Source organism: Helicobacter sp. (genome assembly GCF_022511165.1).
Classification (GTDB): domain Bacteria; phylum Campylobacterota; class Campylobacteria; order Campylobacterales; family Helicobacteraceae; genus Helicobacter_C.
The window spans coordinates 1-23,655 of sequence record NZ_JAFLSB010000024.1; the positions used below are offsets into that span (position 1 = coordinate 1).

Annotated in this window: 24 protein-coding genes and 1 pseudogene; 12 read left to right on the top strand and 13 right to left on the bottom strand. The window is 38.4% G+C overall.

The features are described 5' to 3' along the window. Window positions 1–302 (bottom strand): Sec-independent protein translocase protein TatB (gene tatB / locus J1E28_RS04800; RefSeq protein WP_291027295.1); only part of this gene is annotated, 302 nt, incomplete at its 3' end. A 174-nt stretch (window positions 303–476) separates the two neighbouring features. On the opposite strand from tatB, the gene serS reads away from it, so the two are divergent. The 6 genes from serS (at window position 477) to J1E28_RS04835 (ending at window position 7,608) form a co-directional block, all read left to right on the top strand. Next, entirely contained in the window at window positions 477–1,745 is a 1,269-nt protein-coding gene (gene serS / locus J1E28_RS04805; protein ID WP_291027297.1) for a serine--tRNA ligase, read from the top strand. An 11-nt stretch (window positions 1,746–1,756) separates the two neighbouring features. Beyond that, window positions 1,757–4,270 carry a tetratricopeptide repeat protein gene (locus J1E28_RS04810; protein ID WP_291027299.1) on the top strand — a complete coding sequence of 838 codons (2,514 nt, stop codon included), beginning with the start codon at window positions 1,757–1,759 and terminating at the stop codon, window positions 4,268–4,270. 492 nt (window positions 4,271–4,762) lie between these two features. Next, window positions 4,763–5,041, top strand: coding sequence for a 4Fe-4S dicluster domain-containing protein (locus J1E28_RS04820; protein ID WP_291027303.1), 279 nt, complete (start codon window positions 4,763–4,765; stop codon window positions 5,039–5,041). Between the two features lie 130 nt (window positions 5,042–5,171). Continuing rightward, complete coding sequence (locus tag J1E28_RS04825) at window positions 5,172–5,708, top strand: hypothetical protein (RefSeq protein ID WP_291027305.1); 537 nt, start codon at window positions 5,172–5,174, stop codon at window positions 5,706–5,708. A 9-nt stretch (window positions 5,709–5,717) separates the two neighbouring features. Beyond that, complete coding sequence (locus tag J1E28_RS04830; protein ID WP_291027307.1) at window positions 5,718–6,674, top strand: nucleotide sugar dehydrogenase; 957 nt, start codon at window positions 5,718–5,720, stop codon at window positions 6,672–6,674. Window positions 6,675–6,711: 37 nt separating this feature from the next. Continuing rightward, window positions 6,712–7,608, top strand: a complete 897-nt coding sequence (locus tag J1E28_RS04835; RefSeq protein WP_291027309.1) for a toxin-antitoxin system YwqK family antitoxin — start codon at window positions 6,712–6,714, stop codon at window positions 7,606–7,608. 82 nt (window positions 7,609–7,690) lie between these two features. Here the strand turns inward: J1E28_RS04835 and J1E28_RS04840 are convergent. After that, window positions 7,691–8,963 (bottom strand): annotated as a pseudogene (locus J1E28_RS04840) (MFS transporter). Between the two features lie 135 nt (window positions 8,964–9,098). On the opposite strand from J1E28_RS04840, the gene J1E28_RS04845 reads away from it, so the two are divergent. The 5 genes from J1E28_RS04845 to J1E28_RS04865 all read left to right on the top strand — a co-directional run bounded on the left by J1E28_RS04845 (window position 9,099) and on the right by J1E28_RS04865 (window position 13,494). After that, window positions 9,099–9,869 (top strand): carbon-nitrogen hydrolase family protein, encoded by a 771-nt coding sequence (locus J1E28_RS04845; RefSeq protein WP_291027311.1) that lies wholly within the window; start codon window positions 9,099–9,101, stop codon window positions 9,867–9,869. 94 nt (window positions 9,870–9,963) lie between these two features. After that, entirely contained in the window at window positions 9,964–10,731 is a 768-nt protein-coding gene (locus J1E28_RS04850; protein ID WP_291027313.1) for a Nif3-like dinuclear metal center hexameric protein, read from the top strand. 18 nt (window positions 10,732–10,749) lie between these two features. Further along, window positions 10,750–11,502 (top strand): C4-type zinc ribbon domain-containing protein, encoded by a 753-nt coding sequence (locus tag J1E28_RS04855; protein WP_291027315.1) that lies wholly within the window; start codon window positions 10,750–10,752, stop codon window positions 11,500–11,502. A gap of 32 nt (window positions 11,503–11,534) precedes the next feature. Next, window positions 11,535–12,773 (top strand): lipid IV(A) 3-deoxy-D-manno-octulosonic acid transferase, encoded by a 1,239-nt coding sequence (gene waaA / locus J1E28_RS04860; protein ID WP_291027317.1) that lies wholly within the window; start codon window positions 11,535–11,537, stop codon window positions 12,771–12,773. Then, window positions 12,757–13,494 carry an RluA family pseudouridine synthase gene (locus J1E28_RS04865; RefSeq protein WP_291027319.1) on the top strand — a complete coding sequence of 246 codons (738 nt, stop codon included), beginning with the start codon at window positions 12,757–12,759 and terminating at the stop codon, window positions 13,492–13,494. Before waaA ends, J1E28_RS04865 begins: the two co-directional genes overlap by 17 nt. Before the next feature lie 61 nt (window positions 13,495–13,555). Here J1E28_RS04865 and J1E28_RS04870 read toward each other — a convergent pair whose 3' ends face one another. The 7 genes from J1E28_RS04870 to recA form a co-directional block, all read right to left on the bottom strand. Further along, the gene (locus J1E28_RS04870; protein WP_291027321.1) at window positions 13,556–14,521 is read right to left on the bottom strand and encodes a Gfo/Idh/MocA family oxidoreductase; all 966 of its coding nucleotides are present in this window, start codon (window positions 14,519–14,521) and stop codon (window positions 13,556–13,558) included. After that, on the bottom strand, window positions 14,514–15,611 hold the full coding sequence (locus J1E28_RS04875) for a DegT/DnrJ/EryC1/StrS family aminotransferase (RefSeq protein WP_291027323.1): 1,098 nt from the start codon (window positions 15,609–15,611) through the stop codon (window positions 14,514–14,516). Before J1E28_RS04875 ends, J1E28_RS04870 begins: the two co-directional genes overlap by 8 nt. 66 nt (window positions 15,612–15,677) lie before the next feature. After that, window positions 15,678–16,217: a shikimate kinase gene (locus tag J1E28_RS04880; protein ID WP_291027325.1), complete on the bottom strand. Its 540-nt coding sequence runs from the start codon at window positions 16,215–16,217 to the stop codon at window positions 15,678–15,680. Between the two features lie 6 nt (window positions 16,218–16,223). Next, entirely contained in the window at window positions 16,224–16,823 is a 600-nt protein-coding gene (locus J1E28_RS04885) for an AMIN domain-containing protein (RefSeq protein WP_291027327.1), read from the bottom strand. Beyond that, entirely contained in the window at window positions 16,813–17,076 is a 264-nt protein-coding gene (locus tag J1E28_RS04890; protein WP_291027329.1) for a hypothetical protein, read from the bottom strand. Before J1E28_RS04890 ends, J1E28_RS04885 begins: the two co-directional genes overlap by 11 nt. Before the next feature lie 17 nt (window positions 17,077–17,093). Further along, window positions 17,094–18,371, bottom strand: a complete 1,278-nt coding sequence (eno, locus tag J1E28_RS04895; protein WP_291027331.1) for a phosphopyruvate hydratase — start codon at window positions 18,369–18,371, stop codon at window positions 17,094–17,096. A gap of 17 nt (window positions 18,372–18,388) precedes the next feature. After that, window positions 18,389–19,423: a recombinase RecA gene (gene recA, locus J1E28_RS04900; protein ID WP_291027333.1), complete on the bottom strand. Its 1,035-nt coding sequence runs from the start codon at window positions 19,421–19,423 to the stop codon at window positions 18,389–18,391. Window positions 19,424–19,520: 97 nt separating this feature from the next. Here recA and J1E28_RS04905 point away from each other — a divergent pair, with 97 nt between their 5' ends. Continuing rightward, a complete protein-coding gene (locus J1E28_RS04905; protein WP_291027335.1) occupies window positions 19,521–20,378 on the top strand; it encodes an MqnA/MqnD/SBP family protein in 858 nt (285 codons plus the stop codon). A 371-nt stretch (window positions 20,379–20,749) separates the two neighbouring features. Here the strand turns inward: J1E28_RS04905 and J1E28_RS04910 are convergent, their stop codons facing one another. The 4 genes from J1E28_RS04910 to pth form a co-directional block, all read right to left on the bottom strand. Further along, the gene (locus tag J1E28_RS04910; protein WP_291027337.1) at window positions 20,750–21,316 is read right to left on the bottom strand and encodes a thiamine phosphate synthase; all 567 of its coding nucleotides are present in this window, start codon (window positions 21,314–21,316) and stop codon (window positions 20,750–20,752) included. Continuing rightward, window positions 21,303–21,983 carry a F0F1 ATP synthase subunit A gene (locus J1E28_RS04915; RefSeq protein ID WP_291027339.1) on the bottom strand — a complete coding sequence of 227 codons (681 nt, stop codon included), beginning with the start codon at window positions 21,981–21,983 and terminating at the stop codon, window positions 21,303–21,305. The genes J1E28_RS04910 and J1E28_RS04915 overlap by 14 nt, the downstream gene beginning before the upstream one ends. Window positions 21,984–22,059: 76 nt before the next feature. Further along, entirely contained in the window at window positions 22,060–23,136 is a 1,077-nt protein-coding gene (locus J1E28_RS04920; RefSeq protein ID WP_291027341.1) for an LptF/LptG family permease, read from the bottom strand. Continuing rightward, window positions 23,136–23,655, bottom strand: a 520-nt coding sequence (pth, locus tag J1E28_RS04925; protein WP_291027343.1) for an aminoacyl-tRNA hydrolase, incomplete at its 5' end; no start/stop codon positions are given. The genes pth and J1E28_RS04920, both read right to left, overlap by 1 nt.

Genomic DNA, 23,655 nt, shown 5'->3' on the forward strand with positions numbered 1-23,655 from the left:
CCTTCTTCTAAGGGTTTAGTGATAGTATCCACACTGATTTGGCGTAATTCATCAAGCTGCATATCTTTGGTGAGCTTATTCACTTCAGTTGTGATTGTGTCCTTGTATTTGAGGGCTTCTTGTTTAATTTCAGAGAGCTGTATTTCTTTATCAAAGGTATCTTTTGCCTCCACCATAGTCTTTTTGACTGCGCGAAAAAATTTGACAACATCAATGATGGCTTGTGGGAGTTTATTAGGACCAAGTGCTATCACTGCCACAATGAGAATGACTAATACTTCAAAAATGCCAACACCAAACATTACGCACCCTTAAACTCGCATTTGCAAAGCATATCATACATACCTTGAAGTAGATTAAAACTTGCATTTTATAATAACTTTAGTAATTTTGCGATAGATTTTTCCCTGCCTTTTTAGGAATAAAAAATGCTTTTTGGCTATATATTTGAGATTTTTGCAAGTTAAAGGGAAGTAATGATTGATATAAAGGCTCTAGTGAATGATTACGCGCAGGTAAGCAAACAGCTTAGCATTAAAAAAGTGAGCGAAGAGATTCTTGATGAGCTTAAAAACCTTGCCCTTAAATATAAATCTTGCAAACAAGAGCTTGAGCAACTTCAGGCATTTCAAAACAAAACCTCAAAGCTTTTTGGCACATATAAGAGAGAGCAAAAAGATGTGAGTGAGCTAAAAGCCAAACTTGATGAAAATAAAATCGCTATTGCTCAAGCAGAATCTACTCTAAATGTTCTAGAATCTCAACTTCAAAAATTTCTCTATACCATTCCAAATCTCCCAGATTCCGCTACTCCAGCGGGTGAAGATGAAAATGATAATATTGTGCTTAAAAAGGTGCTTACTCCTAAGCTATTTGACTTTACGCCAAAAGAACATTGGGAGCTTGGCGTAGCAAATGGGTGGATTGATTTTGAAGCAGGCGTGAAGCTTGCCAAAAGCCGTTTTTCTGTGCTACGTGGTGTAGGAGCAAAGCTCAATCGTGCGCTCATTAATTTTATGCTTGATTATAATGAGAAGGCGGGTTTTGAATCTATCATAACTCCTGTGATTGTTAATGCACGAGCTCTTTTTGGTACAGGACAGCTCCCTAAATTTGAAAATGATATGTTTAAGGTGGATTCACATTTTGAAGATGAGGAGAGCGAAAATGATCTCTATCTCATTTCTACTTCTGAAATTACACTTACAAACCTCTATCAAGATAGCATTATTCCCTATGAGCAATTACCTATTATGCTTACTGCTCATACGCCTTGTTTTCGTAAAGAAGCCGGGAGTGCAGGACGTGATACGCGAGGTATGATACGACAACATCAGTTTGACAAAGTCGAGCTTGTTGCTATTACTCACCCAAATGAAAGTGAGAAAATGCAAGAGAAAATGGTGCAAACAGCAAGCGGTATTTTAGAGGCGCTTGAGCTTCCTCATCGCTTAGTGCAGCTATGTGGTGGGGATTTGGGCTTTAGTGCGAGCAATACGATTGATATTGAGGTGTGGTTACCCGGGCAAAATTGTTATCGCGAGATTAGCTCTATTTCAAATACGCGTGATTTTCAGGCGCGTAGAGCAAAAATTCGCTATAAAGAAAATGGCAAAAACGCGCTTGTGCATACACTCAATGGCTCATCTTTAGCAGTAGGGCGCACACTTATTGCGATTATGGAAAATTATCAACAAGCCGATGGGAGCATCGCTCTTCCTGCTGTGCTTGAAAAATATCTTTAAAAAGGTGCATTATGGCAGAAGAAATTGGTGATGGTTTAGAAATCCAAGATAATGCACAAAAACCACAAGAAAAGCCAGCAACTGAAAATCAGGCTGGTGAAGCTACTCAAGAAGCAGATGCAGAATCTCCCCAAACTCCAGCAGAAGGCAAATCTAATAAAGTCAAAGCATTTTTAGATGAGATAAAAGCTAAGGCACAGCCTTTTGTGCAGCAAGTCAAAGAAAATAAAATTTTGATGATTGGGCTTATTGCCGCTGTTGCACTCTTTTTCATACTTCTTATTTTACTTATCATATTTGCCTTAATGGGTTCTCCAAAAAAAGAAGAGGCTTCACCTGCGCCCACTTCACGCAAGATTGTTCAACCTGCTCCTATTTTGGGCGATCAAAAGCGACCTAAAGTCGATGATGCCGAGCTTGGCAATATGATTAAAAAAGCAAATATCCTCTACACGCAAGGTGATAAGCTTGAGGCATTGGAAATTTTCAAAAATATTGCTACTTATTTGCAATCACTTGCCTATTATAATTTAGGTGTGATTAAGCTTAAAGAGGGCGATTATAAGGGTGCAATTAGCTCTTTTGATGGGGCAATCAATGCAGGAGAGGACATTAGCGTGAGCGCCTTTGATGCAGCATATAGCGCTTATATGCTTGGCGATGTGAATCTTTATGAATATTATTTGGGCATTAGCTCAAGTTATTTGTATTATGCAGCAAATCAACCGCTTTATTCCTATCTCTATGGCTTGTTGCAATACTACAAAGGATTCTATTTTGAAGCCCTCTCGCCATTTTTAAATCCAAATTCTCAAAGTTATAGCAATGAGAGCAAAAAACTCGCTTCGGAGATGTTTTTGGTTTTTGGTGATGAGTATAATGCTTTAGCACAGCTTAAACAAGCTGCAACCAAAGAAGATAATTTTGCCATTGCTCTTCTTCACGCAAGACTTGGGGAGTATGCTCAAGCAAAGCAGTATCTCTATGAGTATCTTGGCGCGTATGTGGGCGACCCACAGGCATTAATGGCTTTGCAGCTCATTGAGCTTAAAACAGGGAACTATAAAGAGGGCGCGTTGATTTTAGATAGGCTCAATGCAAAAGAAGATGATGCAAAAGTATTTGATGTCTATCCTATTAAGGCAAAGTTACGCGATGATTTATTTGATATTCATCTTGCTCAAGAGAATTTTTGGAATCGCCGCTTTGAGCATAATAAAATGCTCGGCTATAAGCTTTTGTTTTATTATGCTCCTTTTTTAGTTTTTGATGCTAAAAGGGCTTTGGCGATTATTGATGATGGGAATCTCAATGCGTATTCAAGCAATATAGAGAGCGCAAAAAGCATTTTGCAAGAGGGACAGAAAGTTTCACAGATTAATAGTGCATTAGCGCAGGATTTGCGCTCTTTATTACTCAATCAAGATATACGCGATAGTATTAAATCAATGGAAAAATCACTCCAAGATTATCCCAATCATTCTGTTTTGCATTATGATGTGGGATTGCTCTATGCGCAAATGAGTGATTTTGATAATGCCTATTTGCATTTTATTCGAGCCTATCATTTGGATTCTAATAACACTATGGCAGGAATCTTTGCGCTTATGTGCGCAGAGCTTACTTATAGAGATGTAGCGCGTTTGCGTAATTCTATTTCAAACGATTTAGCAGAAATTACCTTTAATAATCCCATAGAACGTCAATTTTTATCCTCACTTTTTCGCTATGCAGGTGATAATCCTAGTGGCTCACTTGAGTGGCTCAATGAGGTGCAAAAACAGCCTGTTGCTCAAAGAAAACCCATATACTATGCGCTTCAAGCAGTATATGCAATCTCTTCAAACAATGAGGAGCAGCTAGTGAGCGCGTTTGAGAGATTGAAAAAAATGTATGTAAAAGATGTGGTGGCAAATACAATGTATGAGCTTAGCAAACGTTTTAGGGTGAATCTTAGAGATGTTGCTTTGCAGATGAATGCAATATATAAAGAGAAAGATCTTGATATGCGCTCAATTTATTATGGACCTTCTCTTGCGCGTGAATTGTATATTTATGTAGGCTTTGTAACGGGTTCTTTGCGTTCGATTCAAGAGGAGCTTGAAGCAAGACTTATTGTAGAGACGCGCACAAATAATGGCATTTTACAAGCTTTGGCTTATTCAAATATTTATAGCAATGATTTTGAAAAAGCCTTTGCGCTGTATAATTCACTGCTTGATGATTTACACGAAGATGATTCTCAAACACGCTTTCTCGCGGCTATTGCAGCAATGGGGGCACATCGCCACGAAAACGCCGTAGCTCTTTTACAACTTACCAAAACCGAATCTGCTACAAATTTTGAGGCGCGTTATGCGCTTGGACTACTCTATCAAGAGAATAAAAATATGAAAGCGGCTACACAGCATTATGATAAACTCTCCAATACCAAGTTTGAATCTGAATTTTTCGATTTTGAGATTGATACAAGCTATTTGCTTGATACTGACAAGGACCAAAGTCAAACACCAAGTGAGGGCTAACGCCCTACTCAACATATATTTAAAAGATTTATCGTTAGGATTCTACCTGCCCTACATAATCGGTCTATTTTTTACCACATTTGCACTTGTAGGCGTAAGCAATGCAATAAACATTATTGATGGTTTAGCAATAGGCGCATTTTTGGGGTAAGATTGCCTCTAAAATCCTCAATAAGCCCACTTGCAAAGATAATGCCTCTTCCACAGATTCTCCTTTAGGCGTAATATCTTTAAAGATATTAAAGATATTTTTGAGTAATTAAGAGTCAATGCAAATGTGTAAAAATTAGATTCTACACAAGTATTACTTAAATCCCCCTATGTATTTTATCCTCTTAAATACTGCAAAAATCACTCCTTATCTCAAAAGCAAATTTTGTAAAAAAGTAAAACAAAAAGTTATTATTCTTGATTTTATGTGTTTTTTAAGATAAATATCTTATATTGCAGCTTGGGTTTTACCCAAATCAAACAACAAATAAGGGAGAAATGATGGCTGTAAAGATTACAGATATTTGTATTGCTTGTGGTTCGTGTATTGATGAATGTCCTGTGGGAGCTATCGTTGATGATGATGATAACCCAACAGGTGAAGGCACTTATTATGTGTATTCAAACAAATGTGTAGAATGCGTGGGGCATAATGAGCAACCTGCTTGTGCAAGTGCGTGTCCTACTGATGGCTGCATCGTATGGAGTGAGCTAGGGAGCAAAAATCGCTCTCATATCGGTGCTGATATGAGAGATGGCACTCACCCTGTTATGTCTTAAGCTTCAAATGTAAAGAATCTCGCATTTTGCATAGAATGTGAGATTCTTTTGCTCTCTGCATTATCTTCATTTTTTAATTTATTATAGAATCTCCACTCTATCTACAATACAATCTCTTAAGGAGCAGAAAATGAAAGCTTTGTATATGAGTTTAGGTAGCGTGATGTGCTTTGTTATGGCGGGTTGCTTTTCAAATACGCCAGATGTGCCAGATAATAGTGGGCAAATCACACAAATTTGTGCTATGCCAAAATATGATATTGTGCTTGGTAAAATAGAGCTAGGCAAAGACAATGTGCTTCCAGCTAGTGAGTTTAAGGCGATTTTGGATAAGGCTTTGCGTGATAGTAACTGCTTTAATATCCAAACAAAAAAAGATGATAAAACCTACACGCTTGATGTGAAATATAATTTTGTTATCGCTCAAAATAAGCAAGATATGAGCGCGATTAGCACAAAGGATAATGCGATGATTCAAAGCGATGTGCAGTTTAATCTCTACAATAAGACAAATACGATTCAGCAAAATGCCACAAGCACTTTGAAGCTTAGTGAGAAAAAATACCTTGGCATAGGTGAGAATGTGCAAATTACCCAAGAGCAAAAAGAAAATGTCCTTAGACGCTCACTTAAAACGATTTTTAATAATCTCTCAAATATGCCTTAAGGAGTAAGAATGCAGGTTACAATTGTTGGAAGCGGATATGTGGGGCTTGTAGCTGGTGCTTGTTTTGCGCAAATGGGAAATGCAGCAACTTGTCTTGATGTTGATGCTTCAAAGATTGAGCGATTAAAAAAGGGTGAGATTCCTATCTATGAACCCGGCTTAGAATCTATGGTAAAAGATAATGTCGCGCTTCATACATTGTCATTTACCACCGATAAAAAAGTAGCTTTAGAATCCGCAGAGATGACAAAATATGCTGCAAATGCAATGCTTGCTACAAAGATTAGTTTCATTAATGAAATGAGCCAAATTTGCGAACGCGTGGGGGCAAATATTAATGATGTGCGGCTTGGCATTGGCTCGGATTCTCGTATCGGGTATAGTTTTATTTATCCGGGCTGTGGCTATGGGGGGAGTTGTTTTCCTAAAGATGTGCGCGCATTGGAGAAAACCGCACAAGATTATGGCTACAAGGCACGTATTTTGGAGGCTGTGCAGGTAGTCAATGATGAGCAAAAAATGCTTTTAGTGCAAAAGATTGTGCGCCATTTTGGGGAGGATTTAAGCCATAAAACTTTTGGAGTATGGGGGCTTAGCTTTAAGCCAGAGACTGATGATATGCGTGAGGCAAGCTCTTTGGTGCTTGTGCGGGAGCTTTTAGTAAGGGGAGCGACAATCAAAGCTTATGACCCAAAAGCAGCTAAACAAGCAGAGTTTTATTTTAAAGATAATTTTGCTTCTGTGCAGCTAGAATCAAGCAAATACGATGCGCTTAAAAATTGCGAAGCTCTTGTGCTTTTGACAGAGTGGAGAGAGTTTAGAAGCCCAGATTTTGAGGAGATGAAAAAGCTTTTAAAGAATCCTATTATTTTTGATGGGCGTAATATTTATCAGCATTTTGGACTTCAAGCTAAGGGCTTTATATATTATCAAATTGGTGTTAAATACAAGTCAGGGGAGTTTTAATATAAATGCCGATGTATAGGGGCTAGAGGAGAGTGTTATGTTGAAGTATTTTATATTATATGTGAGTCTTATGAGCGTGTGTGTGGGGATTGGGCTTGAGATACGCACTATTACCAAAAAGACACAAGGAGAAGTTTTACGGGGTGAAATAAGTTATATTCAAGGCACGGATATTAAGAATGGGCGCGAGGCGTGGTATGATGAGGAGGGACATTTGCTTGAGCAAATGCACTTTATTAATGGGCGCAAAGAGGGGCGCGAGATTAAATATTCTAAAGAGGGTGAAGTCATTTATGATGCAAATTATAAAAATAATAAATTACAAGGACTAGCCCTAGAGTATTATCCTCAAAATGTCCTCAAATCCGAGATTATCTATAATGAGGGTAAAATCGAAGGCAAGGCAAAATACTATCATCAAAATGGCACGCTTGCTAAAGAAGTATTCTATAAAAATGGTGTGCCAGAGGGCGATGTGGTGGAATATCACGATAATGGCAAAATTGCACAGCAATATACCTACAAGCAGGGAAAAATTGAGGGCATAATGCGTGGATTCTTCCCAAATGGCAAACTCGCACAAATTACGAATTATGTCAATGGTGCGAAAAATGGCGAATCAAAGCAATATGATGAAAAAGGGACTTTGCGCACAGAATCTCATTTTAAAAATGATGAAAAAGTTGATGTTGAGCGCAATTATGATGCAAATGGAATGCTTGATACAGAGCGAGTATATGTTTCTAGCGCACCTAAGCAAGTCAAAGTGAGCTGGTTTTATCCTCATAATAAAATCAAAATGCAGATGCTTTATGAGAATAATCAAGCTGTGTGGCAGAAAGTATATAATGAATTAGGCGAAATTACCGCAAATCTTGATTGTAAAGTAGAAAATTGCCTCTCTAATTTAAGTGGAGTTACACATAAAAGATAGAGCCTACAAGAGCTTAAAGTAATCTCTAAAGCTTGTAGGCTTAAGGAGTAAGCAAGAGCTAAAAAGCTCCTTTTTTATAAATTTAGTTAAGCTCTGCTTTTTTAGGCAAAAGCAGTGAGATAAAAAATACTACAACCATTAATGCCCCAACATAAATAAAAAATCCATTTTCATTCCCTGCTTCTTTGAATGAGAGCGCGACAAAAGGGGCTGAACCACCAAAAATCGCATTAGGTATAGCATACCCTAATCCTGTCCCAAGCGCTCGTATATGTTCAGGGAAAAGTTTTGCTTTAAAGATTCCAGCCACTGAAGTATAAAAGCTAAGGATAATAAATAAAAGGAGTACAAGCCCTAAAATACTCCAAGTATCATCAGCTGTTTTTAAAGCCATAAAGATAGGATAAATGCCTAAAAATCCAAGCACCGAAAAGATAAGTAAAGAGTTTTTATGTCCGATTTTATCGCCAATTGCGCCAAATAAAGGTTGGATAAGCATTAGCACAAAAAGTGCAATGAGGTAGATATTATTCGAGAGAGTTTTGTCTATAAGCCCCACATTCACAATGAAAGTTTTTGTATAAGTTGTGATGGTATAAAAGGCTAAAGAACCCCCTGCAGTGATACCAACAACAATCAAAAAAGGCTTCCAAGAGGTAAAAAGGGCTTTGAGTGTGCCCCTATCCTCGTGTTTATGAAGCTCTGTCGCACTCTCATTCATGATGCTACGCACAAATAAAGAGCCAAGAGCCAAAAGTCCGCCCACGACAAAGAGTATTCTCCAACCAAAATCTTTCATCTGCTCTTCATTAAGTATCAAAAGCATTATACTAATGCTTGCCGGCTAAAAGCTGTCCGCCAATAAGCGTAACATATTGAAAAGAAGAATAAAATCCTCTTTTACCCTCGCTTGCAAGTTCAGACAGATAAGTTGCTGCAATGCCGTATTCTCCACCAACGCTTAAGCCTTGAATAAGTCTAGCAATTAAAAGTAAGATAATCGCAAAATCTCCCACAATATCTTTACTCGGTAAGGCAGCAATGATAAAAGAACCCAAAGCCATTAAAATTACAGAAAAAACCATAGATTTTTTACGCCCGACTTTATCGGCTAAAGAACCAAAAACTAAACTTCCAATAGGACGCATAAAAAATCCTGCTGCAAAAACACCAAAAGCAACAATTTGCTGCATAATAGGATTATCAGAGGTTGAAAAAGTGTGAGCAAAATAAATGGCTGTAAAAGCATAAATATAAAAATCAAACCATTCGACTAAATTTCCGCTACTTGCAGCGACAATAGAGCGTATTTTTTGAGCTTTTGTGAGAGGGGAGGCTGTAAGTTTATCTTGCATATTTTTCCTTTATGATGAAATTATGAATATAAACTCAAGATAGCATACAAAATCTAATCTTTTTATTCTCTAGCGCATAATCAAACTAATATGTTACAATTATACTTACATTTTTAGATCTTTAAGGATTAGGTAATGAATATCGCCCTCTTGCAGCTTCCTTCACTTGCACCAAATGATGCGCGACTAGGCAAGTATTTGCAGAGTTGCAAAAAACAAAAGGTGCAAATTGCTGCTTTTAGCGAGTATGTTTTTCAGCCTTTCTATCGCGATATAGATAAAGATTCTAAAGCTTTTCACAGCTCTTATGCAAAGATTCTAAAAGCTCTCCAAAAACTCTCTTTGAAATACAAGCTTGATTTGCTTGTGCCTTTACTTGTGAGCGAGGATAAAAAGCTCTATAAGAGTATTGCACTCATAGAGGGAGAAAAGGTGCGCTTTTATCATCAACAAAGGCTTATTGCCTATCCACATTGGAATGAAAAGCAATTTTTTGATAATCCCCTGCCAAAAGCACCCAAAGCACCGCTTATCTTTGAAAAAGAGGGATTAAAAATCGCTGTTATTGCAGGATTTGAGATTCATTTTGATGAAATATGGCTGAAGCTCAAACTTGCTCAAGTTGATGTTGTGTTTCTGCCTTGCAGTAATGCTTTTGCTTCTAAGCAGCGATGGCAGATACTTTGTCAAGCTCGGGCTTTTAGTAATAGTATGGCGATTTTGCGTATAAATGGTATTCAAAAGAGATTCTACGATGATGCAGAGTGGAATTTTTATGGTGATAGTTGTTTTATTAACGCAGATGGGCAGATTGAGGATAGCCTTGAGGAACGTGAGGGAATGATGATTGTAGAGCTTCAAGCCCAGCATATCAAGGATATACAAGAACAATGGGGGTTTCGTTAGTTTAAAAGAAGAGAGCTATCTCATAGGCAAGTAAAATCTCTTTTATCTTAGAATCTGTGAAGTCATAGATTCTCAAAAATACAAAGGAAACAATATGGCATATAAAATTAAAGATATATATGAGCTTTGTGAGCGCATTTCTCCCTTTGAAAGTCAAGAATCTTGGGATAAGAGTGGCTTAAATCTCGGGAGCTTAAATGAAAGTTTTGAGCAGATTGTGCTTTGCCTTGAGCTTAATGCTAAAATCGCACATTCTCTTAAGCCTCATACGCTTCTTATCACGCATCACCCGCTTTTTTTTAAGCCTCTTAATGCTTTTTGCACCGATACTTATCCTGCAAATCTTGCGAGTATTTTATTGCATAAACATTGCTCCCTTATCAGTTTGCATACCAATTTTGATAAATCTCATCTTAATGCCTATCTTACGCATCATATTCTGCAATGGAAACATTTTGAAGCACAGGAATTCTTTATGCGTGGAAGTATTGCACCTATGCGCTTAGATGAACTTGCGCATTATGTGTGTGATGCGCTTAAGGCGCAAAGCGTGGCATTTGTGTGCGGTGATTTGCAAGAATCTATGCCAATGATAGAGCAAGTATATGTTGTCTGCGGGAGTGGCTGCTCTCTGCTCCCGCTTATACCACCCTCACCTCAAACTTGTTTTATCACAAGTGATATTAAACATCACGATGCAATGAGCGCAAAAAGCACAGGTATAAGCCTCATAGATATGGGACATTATGAGAGCGAAAAGTATTTTGTAGAAATTTTTGAATCTATTTTGCAAAATGCGGGATATAACGCTATAATTGCCGATTGTGAAAATCCATTCTCTTTAGCCTTAAGAGATACATAACCCAAAAAAGGATAGCGAATGAATAAGCATTTACAAGAACTCATAGAAGTAGCTAATTTTGATAAGCAAATTGATGACTTAGAGCCAAAAATCCGCCAAGTGCGCTCCGAGCTTGATGAAAAAATAAGACAAAAGGAGCAAATCCTAAAAGAAATAGAATCTTTGCACACAGAAACAAAAAATATTAATCTTGAAATTGCAAGGCACGAGCGCAATATCCAAGAATCTGCGGCTAAACTTGAGCAGATTGCTAGAAAACAAAAAGAAGTTAAAACAGAAAAAGAAATGCGCGCCCTTGATGTGGAGAGTGATATTGCTAAGGAAAATATGACTTTTTCAAATGCTGAAATTGAGCGGCTTGAGACTTCTAAAAATGCTAAGGTAGAGCAAGAGCAATCCTATGCACCCAAACTTGATGAACTCAAGGCTATTATAGAATCACTTGAAGCCCAAACACAGCAGCAAGTGCAAGAAATTAAACAAAAGCAGCAAGAACTTTTCAATCAAAAAGAAGCTTTGATTGCGCAAATGGATAGTAAGATTACAGGCTTTTATGCCAAGATTCGCCGATGGGCTTTAAATACAAGCGTTGTGCCTGTCTTTAAACAAGCCTGTGGCGGGTGTTTTATTAAGCTTAGCGATACGATTTATAATGAAATTTGCAAAGGGAATGATATTATCAAATGTCCTCATTGTGGGCGGATTCTCTATGTTCAGCAAAGTAAAGAATCCACTCCGCAAGAGAAGCCAAAGAAAAAAGCTAAAGCATAATGAGGCTTAGTCTTTTTTAGGAGGTAGTGATTTTGGATAAGCAAACTCAACCTTCCTTTCCTCTAGCATATTATGCTGTGTGTGTGCTGTTGTATTTTATTGCTTTGCCATTTTTGATTGTAAGCTCTTTTCGCGCAAAACATCATCACTCGCTCCCTGCGCGGTTTTCTCCCTTTCATATCAAAAAGCTTAAATATGAGCCCACATATTGGTTTCACGCGTGTTCCTTTGGTGAGGTGCGCTCTCTTGAGCCACTTATTAGCGCACTTGCTTCACAAGAGGTTGAGATTCTTATTACAACTATTACGCACACAGGATTTAACGAAGCAAAGCATTTGTATGAAAACAGAGCAGGGGATAAAGCCCATATTGTTGTGCATTATCTGCCTTTTGAGATTTTTTTGCCTTTGTGGAGCAAAAGTTGCAAGAATCTTAAAACGCTTATTGTTACAGAAGCAGAGATGTGGAAAATGCTCTTTTTTCTTGCTAAATCTCACAATGCACATACAATGCTTATTAATGCGAGAATCTCCGTGCGCTCACAGAAAAATTATGAATATTTTGCGTGGTTTTATCAAGGCATTTTTGCATTTATTGATGAGGTTTTGGCTCAAAGCCATTCCGATAAAGAGAGATTAGAGAAGCTAGGTGCGAGAAATGTTGCAGTTTTTGGGAATCTTAAAACGCTTAATCCCCCCTTACTTAGCACTCATTATCCTAAGCCCTCCGCTCCCCTTTTTATCGCTGCAAGCACACATAGAGGGGAAGAAAAGCTTATCTTAGAGGCTTTTAAAGCTTATAAAGAGCAAGATTCTGCCCCACTTTTGCTTCTTGCTCCTCGCCACCCCGAGCGATTTAAAGAAGTCTATGAACTAAGCCTAGATATATTTCCACGCACTGCGCTTTTTTCTCAAGGTGGGCTTGAATCTTATGCGCAGTATGATGTGATTGTCATTGATGCCCTAGGAGAGCTTAATAATCTCTATGCTATCAGCGATTTGGTGATACTTGGTGGGGGATTTGTGAATAATGTAGGGGGGCATAATCCTTTTGAACCTGCCTTTTTTGGCACAAAGCTTGTAAGTGGAGAGCATATCTTTAATCAATACGCGCTTTTTGAGGAGGTTGAAAATTATGTGTTAATCCCTCCTCAAAGCCTCACAGATACACTTAAGCGTTGGGAGAATCTCCCCGCAAGTAGCATTAAGGTAGCCTCTCATCATAAGCTTACTGCACTTTTGCAAAAGATTCAAAATGGACAAAGCCTATAAGATTCTTGCCCGCGCACATCATCTCTCACATAAACAAGCCAAAGCCCTTATTGATAAGGGGCTTGTGCGAAGTGGAGGTAAAAAGCTAACCCTTGCTCGCTCTGAAATACCAAGCAATAGCACTTTTGAGATATTAAAGCCTAAAGCCCCTAAGGTGATTTTTTGTGATGAGCGTATTTTGGCTGTTGATAAGCCTCCTTTTGTAGAATCTTATGATTTATGCGCGATGTTTGAAGGGTGGGCTTTGCTTCATCGGCTTGATGTGCAGACAAGTGGCGTGATATTGCTTGTGAAAGATAAAAGCGATTTTCACAAAAAAGCAATAGAATCCTTTAAAAAACAAGAGGTGCATAAGGAGTATATTGCCCTTGCGCACGGGCAAATTAGGGATTTTATGGTGGTGGAGCAGCCCATACTGACTATAAAAAAGGGCTTTGCAAAATCCTATATTGATAAAAAAGGTTTATATGCGCGCACAGAGCTCACGCCTTTAGCTATTATAGGAAAGAAAACCCTGATTCAAGCTCGTATTCTCACCGGGCGCACACATCAAATTCGTGTGCATTGTCAAAGTATCAAGCACCCTTTATATGGGGATAGTATCTATGGCATAGCCGATAATGCCAAAAGGCTTATGCTCCACGCGCATAAAATTGCGCTTTTGGGGTATGAGTTTATCTCACCAATTCCTAAGGAGCTTCAAATAGAGCATTTGCAGTAAGATATTTTAAGTAACCTAAAGCTTTTTTGTATTGCGTGAAGAATCTTTAAAAGTGCAAGGTTTATCGATGAGCATTATGGATAATATCTTGAATCTTATGAGCCACACGCATAGCTTTCATACCATCTTTTTCATTAGGGCGATTATTGGTAGGAGAGGGTGTGTTTTTACACATTTTTACAAAATCAATCAGCTCTGAAAGCAAACTCTCCTGTCCCCTTACTTCGATTGTTTCTGTATTTGCGCTAATAGAGACATTATCAAGCCTTTGCTCAACACTTTGCTTATCGACAAACACTTCTTTGCGCAATAAATTACAATCAATATATTCATTATGTGTAGTGATACTAATTTGTCGGATTCTTTTTTCAGTAATACGACTTGCCACGATATTAGAAAATGCGCCATTTTCGTGAATCATACACGCTCTTGCATACTCTATCATATCGCCTATAACAACCCCGTGTGCATAAATATCGCGCACATCGCCATTAAAACTTAGAGCTAAATCAATATCGTGTATCATCAAATCAATGACTACATCAACATCAGTAATGCGCGAACTTGTTCTGTTTGTGCGGACAAAATCAATATTAATAATCTTTTGCTCACTTGAGGCAAGAATGTTTTTGAGTGTAATTACAGCAGGATTGTATCGCTCAATAAAGCCTACTTGGATATTGAGATTTTTCTCCCTCGCAAGATCAACGATGACTTGGGTAGATTCTAGGGTATTTGTGAGGGGTTTTTCTACAAAGATATTTTTTACATAATCACTGACTTTGTTGATGTAATCAAAATGCGTGAAAGTAGGGGTTACGATAATTGCTCCATCACAGCTTAATAAATCGCTATCAAGGTTTTCTAGGATTTTTATGTCAAATTTTTTGCTCATTTCTGCACAAAGCTCCATATTTGTATCATACAAAAATGCAATTTCTACATCTTTAAGCATAGTGAGGATTCGTAGATGATTTTGCCCCATTTTGCCGATGCCAAAAAGGGCAATACGCACAGGCTTATCCATTGACTGCCTTTATGACTTGCTCTTGTTCATTTTCGCTTAAAAATGGGCTAAAGGGGAGAGATATAACTTCTTCGCATACTCTCTCACTGATAGGAAAATCGCCTTTTTTATGCGCATAAACCTTGCATACCACTTCTTGTAAATGCAAAGGAATTGGATAATGCACCGCATAAGGAATCTGCGCGGATTCTAATTTTTGCATTAATGAAGCGCGATTTTTGGTGCAAATAGAATACTGCGCATATGCGCTTATATTATTTGGAGCGATAAAAGGCGTAATTACACCCTTAAGATTCTCATTATAGATTTTAGCAATCTCTTGTCGTTTAGCAATCTCTTCATCTAAGTGTTTGAGCTTGACTTGGAGGATTGCTGCTTGTAGCGCATCTAGGCGTGCATTTAAGCCAATAAAACTATGTTCATAACGTTTTGTTTGCCCGTGATTGAGCAAATAACGCATTTTTTGGGCTAAAGATTCATCATTTGTAAAAATCGCGCCGCCATCGCCATAACAGCCCAAAGGTTTGCTTGGGAAAAAGCTTGTGGTGGCAATAGTGCTTGTATTGCACGATTTCACGCGTTGATTGTTGCTTTGAATCTGACTTGCTCCAAAGCTCTGCGCTGCATCTTCAATCACAGCGATAGCGTGTCTTGCAGCAATGGCATTAATAGATTCCATATCTGCCATTTGCCCAAAAATAGCCACAGGGATAATCGCCTTTGTGCGTGGAGTAATCGCCTTTTCAAGCTTTGAAGGGGAGAGATTGTAGGTTTTTTCATCAATATCCACAAAAACAGGCTTTGCCCCAAGAAGCATTATTGCCTCAACACTTGCAATAAAACTAAAAGGAGAGGTAATGACTTCATCGCCGCTTTTAAGCTCAAGTGCCATAAGCGCAAGGATTAGCGCATCTGTCCCGCTACTGCAACCTATGCTATGTTTTGCCCCCACATATGATGAAAGAGCAGATTCTACATCACTTACTGCCTTACCCATAATAAATTGTGATGAGTGAAGCACCTCTTGCATAGCCTTATCAATATCGCCCTTATAGCGTTCATACTGCGCTTTGAGATTAATAAATTCCACTTTGTCCCCTGTATCAAAAGAATTAGGGCGAATTATAACACAAAATGCAAAGTCAAAGCTTATCTTTTATGAAAATGTTTTTTCTTTGAGGCGTGGTGTAGGAGATTCTATACTCTTTTGTTCCACGCATTCTACAATTTGTCGTGCAATTTCTGTAACAGGGGCAATCCCGCTCACTATGTATTGTGCTTGTTTTTCATATATGTTTTTGCGTTCATTGTAAAGCCCTCTTGCTTTTGCCATATCTGCAAAAAGAGGACGCTTAAGCTTTTCTTCTACGCTTAATCGTTGGCTAATATGCTCAAAACTCACATCAAGAAAAAAGATTTTACCCAAATAACTAATGTTATTATAGATGGGCATACCTCCACCTGTGGCAATTACGGCATTTTTGACATTAGCTGAAAGCCATAAGATAAGTTGGGATTCTATGCGGCGAAAGCCACTCTCTCCCACCGAAGCAAAAATATCTTTCACGCTTTTGCCCATATTTTGCTCTATAAGCTGGTCGGTATCAAGCAAGAATCTTCCGCCTAAAAGTGCTATCTCTCTACCAATGGTTGTTTTTCCACTTCCCATAAAGCCAATTAAAACGATATTTTCCAATACTCTCTACTCCAAACTAATTACAAAACCATCGCGTTGAGGAGATATTTGATATTTATAACGCCCATCAAAGCCTATGGAGATTCTATAGAATCCTTCGTGTGTGGAGATTTCCGCATCGCTAAAATATTTTTTATTGAGCTTAATTTGCCCAAATTCATTGCTTTTTACACCCTCAATATCAAGCACGAGCCGATAGGGTTTAGGCAAAATAAAATCACGCAGTAATTTTTTACGCGTAGCAATAAAGAGCTTACTTTGATTGATAACAATCTCAAATTCGCCAAGCTTAAAGCGATTTTCTGCTGTGTAGATTGCTCCTTGTGCTTTTTGGGCAATCAGCAAGGGATAATGCCAATCGATATTTTCATCAAGTTGAATAATCTTATTCTCAATCGAGCCATCAAGATTCTGATAAGTAACCTGCACACTTTTAAGCACTCTAGCGGTGCTTGGCAACACAAACTCAATACTTGAAAGCGGCTCTTGGTGCATATTTTGGGGCTTATGCTCCTCTTCTTTTTGGGTAATCACAGATTCAAAAGGATTATCTCTCGCCCATAGAGCGCAATACAATACACATAATATTAATATACTATTTCTCAAATTCTGCTCCCTTTAGCTCAAAAATCTGTCTTTGTAAAAGCGCATTCTGTTCCTCAATTTTTTGAGCCTCTTCTTTTAGATGTGTTTTTTGTGATTGCAATCGCAGTAGCACCTCCACAGAGTTATTGCCAAAAAGTAAATATCCCATATACACCCCTACTACAATCACAATGCCAAAGATAATGAGCCATATGCGATTAACATAGAGTAATCGCCATAATTTTGAGGGTTTATCTAATAGCTCTTGATACATACATATTCACTTGACTTTTAATGTTTAAAGAGGGTTTTGCCTATATATTCTGTATCGCTTACTTCATTTTCAATCTCAAGCAAACGATTATACTTTGCAATGCGCTCACTTCGCGCGGTTGAGCCTGTTTTAATCTCACCTGTATTAAGAGCCACAGCAAAATCAGCAATAAAAGTATCCTCACTCTCGCCACTTCGATGGCTCATTATACATTTATAATTGTTGCGTTGAGCAAGGCGCACAGATTGCATTGTTTCACTCACACTGCCGATTTGATTTGGTTTAATTAAAATCGCATTGGCAATATTTTTATCAATACCTTCTTGTAAGATTTTTTTATTTGTAACAAACAAATCATCGCCCACAAGCTGAATCTTATTGCCAAGTTTTTGTGTGAGGAGCTTCCACCCCTCCCAATCATCTTCGCTTAAACCATCTTCAATAGATACAATAGGATATTTTGCAACAAGCTTCTCATAATATTCAATCATACCTGCACTATCTAAAACCTTGTTTTCCCCGCTTAGATGATACATTCCATCTTTTTCTATAAGCTCACTGCTTGCTACATCAAGGGCTATGGCAATTTCTTCAAGCGGTTTATATCCAGCCTTTTCAATAGCTTTTAAAATCACCTCAATAGGCTCTTCATTGTTTTTGAGATTTGGGGCAAATCCTCCCTCATCACCAATGCTTGTAATATGCCCTGAATCTTTGAGGATTTTTTTAAGATGATGATATACTTCAGCCGAAGCGCGTAGGCTTTGGGCGAAAGTATCAAAACCTAGAGGCATAATCATATATTCTTGAAAATCCACCGTGTTATCAGCGTGTGAGCCGCCATTAATGATATTGAGCATAGGTGTAGGGATAGTGAGAGCATTACTTCCCCCTAAATAACGATATAAAGGCAAATGAAGCGATTGCGCACTTGCGCGTGCAATCGCCATACTTACGCCCAATACTGCATTTGCTCCAAGTTTTGAATAATTCTCTGTGGCATCTATTTTTTTAAGAATCAAATCGATTTTGCTTTGATCATAGGGCGATACGCCATCAAGTTGTGAAGCAATTTCGGTTTTGACATTCTCACACGCTTTTAATACACCCTTTCCAAGATAACGCTCTTTGTCGCCATCACGCAATTCTAGGGCTTCTCTCTTGCCTGTGCTTGCGCCACTTGGCACAATGGCTGATGCTCTTGTGCCATCACTAAGCCTTACCATTGCTTTAATCGTAGGATTCCCTCGACTATCCATTACTTCTTGTGCATCAATATGTTCAATATATACCATTGTATGCTCCTTTAATATTACTCATTATCTGGCTCATCGGGTAGGGGCAGTATCTCATCTTTTGCCCCTATTTGTTCTTTAATTTTTGCGATAATTTCATCTGCTAAAGCCTTATCTTCTTTAAGAAGAAGCTTTGCATTTTCTCTTCCTTGCCCGAGTTTTTTGTCATTGTAGCTTAACCAAGCACCGCTTTTATCGATAATATCAAGCTTGATACCATAGTCAATAATCTCACCCTCTTTGCTAATACCCTCACCAAACATAATATCAAATTCTGCTTCACGAAATGGTGGTGCGACTTTATTTTTTACCACTTTTGCTTTCGTGCGATTACCAATTTGCTGATCATTTTGCTTCAAAGTTGCTATGCGACGCACATCAATACGCACACTTGCATAGAATTTGAGTGCATTACCACCTGTGGTTGTTTCGGGGCTACCATAGCCCATTGTGCCAATCTTCATACGAATCTGATTGATAAAAATAAGTGTAGCATTCATCTTGTGAAGCACACCTGTAATTTTACGCAAAGCGTGGCTCATAAGTCGTGCTTGAAGCCCCACGTGTTGCTCTCCCATATCGCCTTCAATTTCGGCTTTTGGCGTAAGCGCAGCCACTGAATCTATCACGATAAGATCTACGGCACCACTACGGGTAAGTGTTTCTAGGATTTCTAAGGCTTGCTCACCCGTGTCAGGCTGGGATACAAGGAGATTTTCTGTATCTACGCCTAAATGTTTTGCATAATACACATCGAGGGCGTGTTCGGCATCTATAAAGGCACAGATACCGCCATTTCTTTGGCATTCTGCTACAATTTGAAGACTTAGGGTTGTTTTTCCACTTGATTCTGGACCATAAATTTCAATGATTCTTCCCTTAGGCACACCGCCAATACCAAGTGCCATATCAAGCCCCAAAGAACCTGTGGATATACTATCAATTTTTTCTACTTGCTTATCGCCTAGGCGCACTAAAGCACCCTTGCCAAATGCTTTATCAATTTGCTTGAGAGCAAGCTCAATGGCTTTTTGCTTTTTCTCATCTACCATTCTTATCCTTTGTGCAAGTTTTGCGTAAAATAGTGCGATTTTATCTAAGTTTGACTAAATTATCCTTATAATTTTGCCAAAAAGCAAAGGAGAAATGATGATAAGTGTCGCCCACAGCCCTGATGCTGATGATTTATTTATGTATTATGCAATTGTTTTTGGGTGGGTAGATTCTACAAATTTGCGTTTTTCAAACACTGCCAAAGATATTCAAAGTCTTAATCTCGCGACTTTACAGAGCGAATATGATGTGAGTGCGATTTCTTTTGCACTTTATCCGCTTGTAGCTCAAAATTACGCGCTTTTGCGCACAGGCGTGAGCTTTGGTAATGGCTATGGACCAAAGCTTATAAGGCGCAAAGATAAGGTTTTAAAAAAACATTTCAAAGTGGCTTTAAGCGGGGAGCATACCACAAATGCGATGATTTTTCGTTTGGCTTATCCGGAGGCGCGTATTGTGTATAAAAATTTTCTTGAGATAGAAGAATCTGTGCTTAATGGCGAGGTTGATGCGGGAGTGCTTATACACGAATCTATCCTTAATTTTAATGAAAATCTGTGTGTGGAGGCTGAAATATGGGATATATGGCAGGATTTAAGCGGAGGGGGACTGCCCTTACCTCTTGGCGGTATGGCATTGCGCCGCTCCTTGCCTCTTACTACTGCCATAGAATGCGAGAATCTTCTTACAAAAGCTGTGCGTCTTGCGGTGCAAAATAAGGCAATTTTAAGCAAAATGCTTCTTGAGCGGGGCATTATCCGCGTGAGCGCAGAGGAGCTTGATACATATCTTAATCTTTATGCGAATGCGGATTCTATATCAATGAGCGAAGTAGAGATTGAGGCGGTGGATAAGCTTTTTGAGCTTGGATTTAAGGGGGGATTTTATCCGCAAATTTTAAAGGCTAAGGATTATTTTATCCCTGCTGAATATACGCAACTGCGATTTTCGTAAGGATTTTATTGATATTTAGGGCTATGTTGAATGAGATTTTACTTAAAATCTTACAGCGTTTTTGTAGGAATCTAAGATTTTTTAAAATTTTTCTTTTCGCAAAAAGAAAAGAGATTTACTTCCTGCCACTCAAGCAGCGTTTGGTGATATAGGCTTTACCCTCAAAAAACGCCGCTTTTTATCCTTACGGAATTACATTAGTAAATAAGGGGAGAGCCTCGCATCACTCTCATTCGCTGTTTCTAAAAGCACCGCTACTTTTTATCTCCAAGCTCACGCGCAAGATATAGCAAGATAAAGGCATAAAAACTTAGAATCTCTTTGGAATAATATATCTTTTTGCAGAATCAAAAATGGAATCAAAAATCAAACTATGATTCAAAATAACTTATTCCTGCAAAGCCACCTAAGCCTAAAGCCTGCAAATGGGGGATATGCTCTTTTGCAATACCGCCAAGGGCAATAGTGCGCGAGCGTAGATTTTGTGGAATGTCCTCTAGCACCTGTAAGCCTAGCGGAGCGGGTTTATTGGGTGCAAAAAAAATAGGGCTTAATGTGCAATAATCCGCCCCTAACTCCAAAGCATAAGCAAGCTCCTTAATGCTATGTGCGCTATATCCTATGAGTTTTTGAGTTTTGTTTATTTGCTCATAGGCTTTCTTGAGCGGTGCGATGTAATCTAAAAGATGAGATTTTAAATGCACGCCTTGAAAAGGAGTGGAAAGACTAAGAATCTGCTTGAGGTCTGTAAAGGGGAGATTGAGCAAAAGGGTTTTATGAGAGAGTGTCTCTACAAAGCTAGGGATATATTCATCGCTTTGTGAGCGATACATAATCCAATCTACTTCTAATGTAGGTAGGCGAGTAGAGAGCGTATGGATATACCCTCTATCAATAGAGGGTGTGATAAGAAGTGCGATGAACTTAGTGCTCTTCATCAGCGCTCACTGCGCCGTGAATATACACATAGGTAAGAATCATAAATACAAAAGCTTGGAGTAATGCCATAAAAGTTAAAATTGCAAATGGAGCGACAGGCACAACCCAAGGAGCGAGCATAAGCATAACAAGCAAAAACATATCATCGCCCTTAATATTCCCAAAAAGACGGAAAGAAAGCGAGATAATGCGTGAAAGGTGAGAAATAATCTCCACAGGGAACATAAGTGGGGCAAGCCACCACACAGGACCCATAAAATGCTTGATATATTTCACTATGCCTTGAGCGCGAATCCCTTCAAAATGATAGTAAAAAAACACAACCAAAGCCAACACAAGTGTAAAGCTCCAGCTTGAAGTGGGGGATTCAAAACCCGGGATAATACCAATGGCGTTGCCAAAAAAGACTAGAAATGCAATAGTTGCAGCAAGTGGGAAGTATTTACGCGCAACCTCTTCGCCCACAATATCTTTTGAAAATGAGATAATACCAGAGATGATAAACTCAAATACATTTTGAATCCCCTTAGGCACTATCTGCATTTTATATGTTGCATATCGTGCAAGAATAAGGATAATAATTGCCACAAGCACGGTATGGAAGCCAATAATAAAATCGTGATCGCTATTAATGAGTCCTGCAAAGGTAAAAACTCTATCGTCCATACTAACTCCTTTTGGGGTTGTGAATGCAGTGATTATGCCTTGTTTTTTGTTAGTTTTGCTTTAAAGTTTTATTATTTTACAAAAACTTTTTGTTGAGGTGTCGAATATGCCACAAAAATATGAGAAATAATATACCCATAGGCAGTAATAATCCTGCTTCGGGGTATATAAGCCCCGCAACGCTTAATTGTGTGAGAGAGAAAAATAATCCCCAAATAGCCAAAGAGCCGATAATGCACACAAAGCTAATCAATGTGAGATTCTCATAGCGAGGTAATGAGGGGATATAATAGGCAATGATAGCAATACAAAGTGGCACAAAAAAAGGCACAACGAGTAGCCCATAGAGAATTCCCCGTATTTTATCCGAGCTTATGCCTTGTCTGTAGGCAATGCGAAATGAAGCAAGTGCATCAATAACTGAAGCTGTGGGTTTATCTTGTGCAATGGTTTCAAGCACTTTAAAACTAAACCCCTGCAATGTTTTTAGCTCCTCATTCGTGCTTATTTGTAATGGATTATTACCAAGCGTGAGAGTAGGAGAAATCTCTACACTTTTAGCATTTTTAAGAATCCACGCATTATTTTCAAAAAATGCCTCTTTGCTCTCGTGATAGCCTATGAGCTTATAATCGTCATTGAGTGTGAAAATCTTCACGCCCTCCACCCTTGCTTCAGTAGTTGAGAGAGGATAGAGTTTGCGCACAAAGATGTATTGATTATCACTTTTTAGCAATAAATTTTCACGCGTATTCTGTGTGTTTTGATACACAATGCTCTCTGCTTTTTCTTGTGCATAGGCAAATGATGTGGTATTAAGTCCAATAAATGCGAGAGTAAAAAAGCTTGAGAGAAATATCAAAGGAGCAAGGATATGCCGCTTAGAATAGCCCAAAGCCATTAGTGCGGTGAGTTGGGAGCTTTTAAGAAAAGCCATATAAAAAAGAATCGAGCACAAAATAAGCGAAATAGGCAAAGTGTAGGTGAGGGCATACACGCCATCATAAAAAAGAAACAAAATCAGCAAGTTTGCAGAATCTGGCAAATCATCAACATATTTAAGTGTATCAATAGCGACAAAAAATCCTTCTAGCGCGAGAAAAACGATGAAAAAATATTTCAAATAATACAAACTCACAAAACGAAAAACCATTATTCATTCCTTTTGCTGTGGTAATTTTGGGGTGATTCTTGTATCTCTTGTTTGGTTTTATTTTGATGTTTTTTAATGTTTTGGCGCAATGTAAAATGATTTTGCAAAGAAGCAAGAATCTTATGCGCATCACTTTCGTGCGCATCACAAAAGTGCATAATTGCTTTTTGTATATGGGGCATTGTATCAAGGAGTTGTTTTTTTTCTTGCTCATTAAAAGCACTCAATACATATTGCACAACATCAAGTTTAGGGTCTCTGCCTATGCCAAAACGAAGCCGCAAATATCCCTCCCCCATAGCTTTATCAATAGATTTTAGTCCATTATGCCCACCGCTTGAGCCACCATATTTAAAGCGAATATCGCCAAAACTCAAATCTAAATCATCATATACAACTAATGTATGGGTAATATCAAAATAGCGCACAAAAGGGGCGATAGATTCACCAGAGAGATTCATAAAAGTATAGGGTTTGAGAAAAAATATTTTATGAGTTTTATTATGTAATGTGGCAACT

What these genes read in the sequence shown, in the direction of transcription:
- serS (WP_291027297.1), top strand. Translation starts at nt 477, where the DNA reads ATGATTGATATAAAGGCTCTAGTGAATGATTACGCGCAGGTAAGCAAA.
- J1E28_RS04810 (WP_291027299.1), top strand. Translation starts at nt 1,757, where the DNA reads ATGGCAGAAGAAATTGGTGATGGTTTAGAAATCCAAGATAATGCACAA.
- J1E28_RS04820 (WP_291027303.1), top strand. Translation starts at nt 4,763, where the DNA reads ATGGCTGTAAAGATTACAGATATTTGTATTGCTTGTGGTTCGTGTATT.
- J1E28_RS04825 (WP_291027305.1), top strand. Translation starts at nt 5,172, where the DNA reads ATGAAAGCTTTGTATATGAGTTTAGGTAGCGTGATGTGCTTTGTTATG.
- J1E28_RS04830 (WP_291027307.1), top strand. Translation starts at nt 5,718, where the DNA reads ATGCAGGTTACAATTGTTGGAAGCGGATATGTGGGGCTTGTAGCTGGT.
- J1E28_RS04835 (WP_291027309.1), top strand. Translation starts at nt 6,712, where the DNA reads ATGTTGAAGTATTTTATATTATATGTGAGTCTTATGAGCGTGTGTGTG.
- J1E28_RS04845 (WP_291027311.1), top strand. Translation starts at nt 9,099, where the DNA reads ATGAATATCGCCCTCTTGCAGCTTCCTTCACTTGCACCAAATGATGCG.
- J1E28_RS04850 (WP_291027313.1), top strand. Translation starts at nt 9,964, where the DNA reads ATGGCATATAAAATTAAAGATATATATGAGCTTTGTGAGCGCATTTCT.
- J1E28_RS04855 (WP_291027315.1), top strand. Translation starts at nt 10,750, where the DNA reads ATGAATAAGCATTTACAAGAACTCATAGAAGTAGCTAATTTTGATAAG.
- J1E28_RS04865 (WP_291027319.1), top strand. Translation starts at nt 12,757, where the DNA reads ATGGACAAAGCCTATAAGATTCTTGCCCGCGCACATCATCTCTCACAT.
- J1E28_RS04870 (WP_291027321.1), bottom strand. Translation starts at nt 14,521, where the DNA reads ATGGATAAGCCTGTGCGTATTGCCCTTTTTGGCATCGGCAAAATGGGG.
- J1E28_RS04890 (WP_291027329.1), bottom strand. Translation starts at nt 17,076, where the DNA reads ATGTATCAAGAGCTATTAGATAAACCCTCAAAATTATGGCGATTACTC.
- eno (WP_291027331.1), bottom strand. Translation starts at nt 18,371, where the DNA reads ATGGTATATATTGAACATATTGATGCACAAGAAGTAATGGATAGTCGA.
- recA (WP_291027333.1), bottom strand. Translation starts at nt 19,423, where the DNA reads ATGGTAGATGAGAAAAAGCAAAAAGCCATTGAGCTTGCTCTCAAGCAA.
- J1E28_RS04905 (WP_291027335.1), top strand. Translation starts at nt 19,521, where the DNA reads ATGATAAGTGTCGCCCACAGCCCTGATGCTGATGATTTATTTATGTAT.
- J1E28_RS04910 (WP_291027337.1), bottom strand. Translation starts at nt 21,316, where the DNA reads ATGAAGAGCACTAAGTTCATCGCACTTCTTATCACACCCTCTATTGAT.
- J1E28_RS04915 (WP_291027339.1), bottom strand. Translation starts at nt 21,983, where the DNA reads ATGGACGATAGAGTTTTTACCTTTGCAGGACTCATTAATAGCGATCAC.
- J1E28_RS04920 (WP_291027341.1), bottom strand. Translation starts at nt 23,136, where the DNA reads ATGGTTTTTCGTTTTGTGAGTTTGTATTATTTGAAATATTTTTTCATC.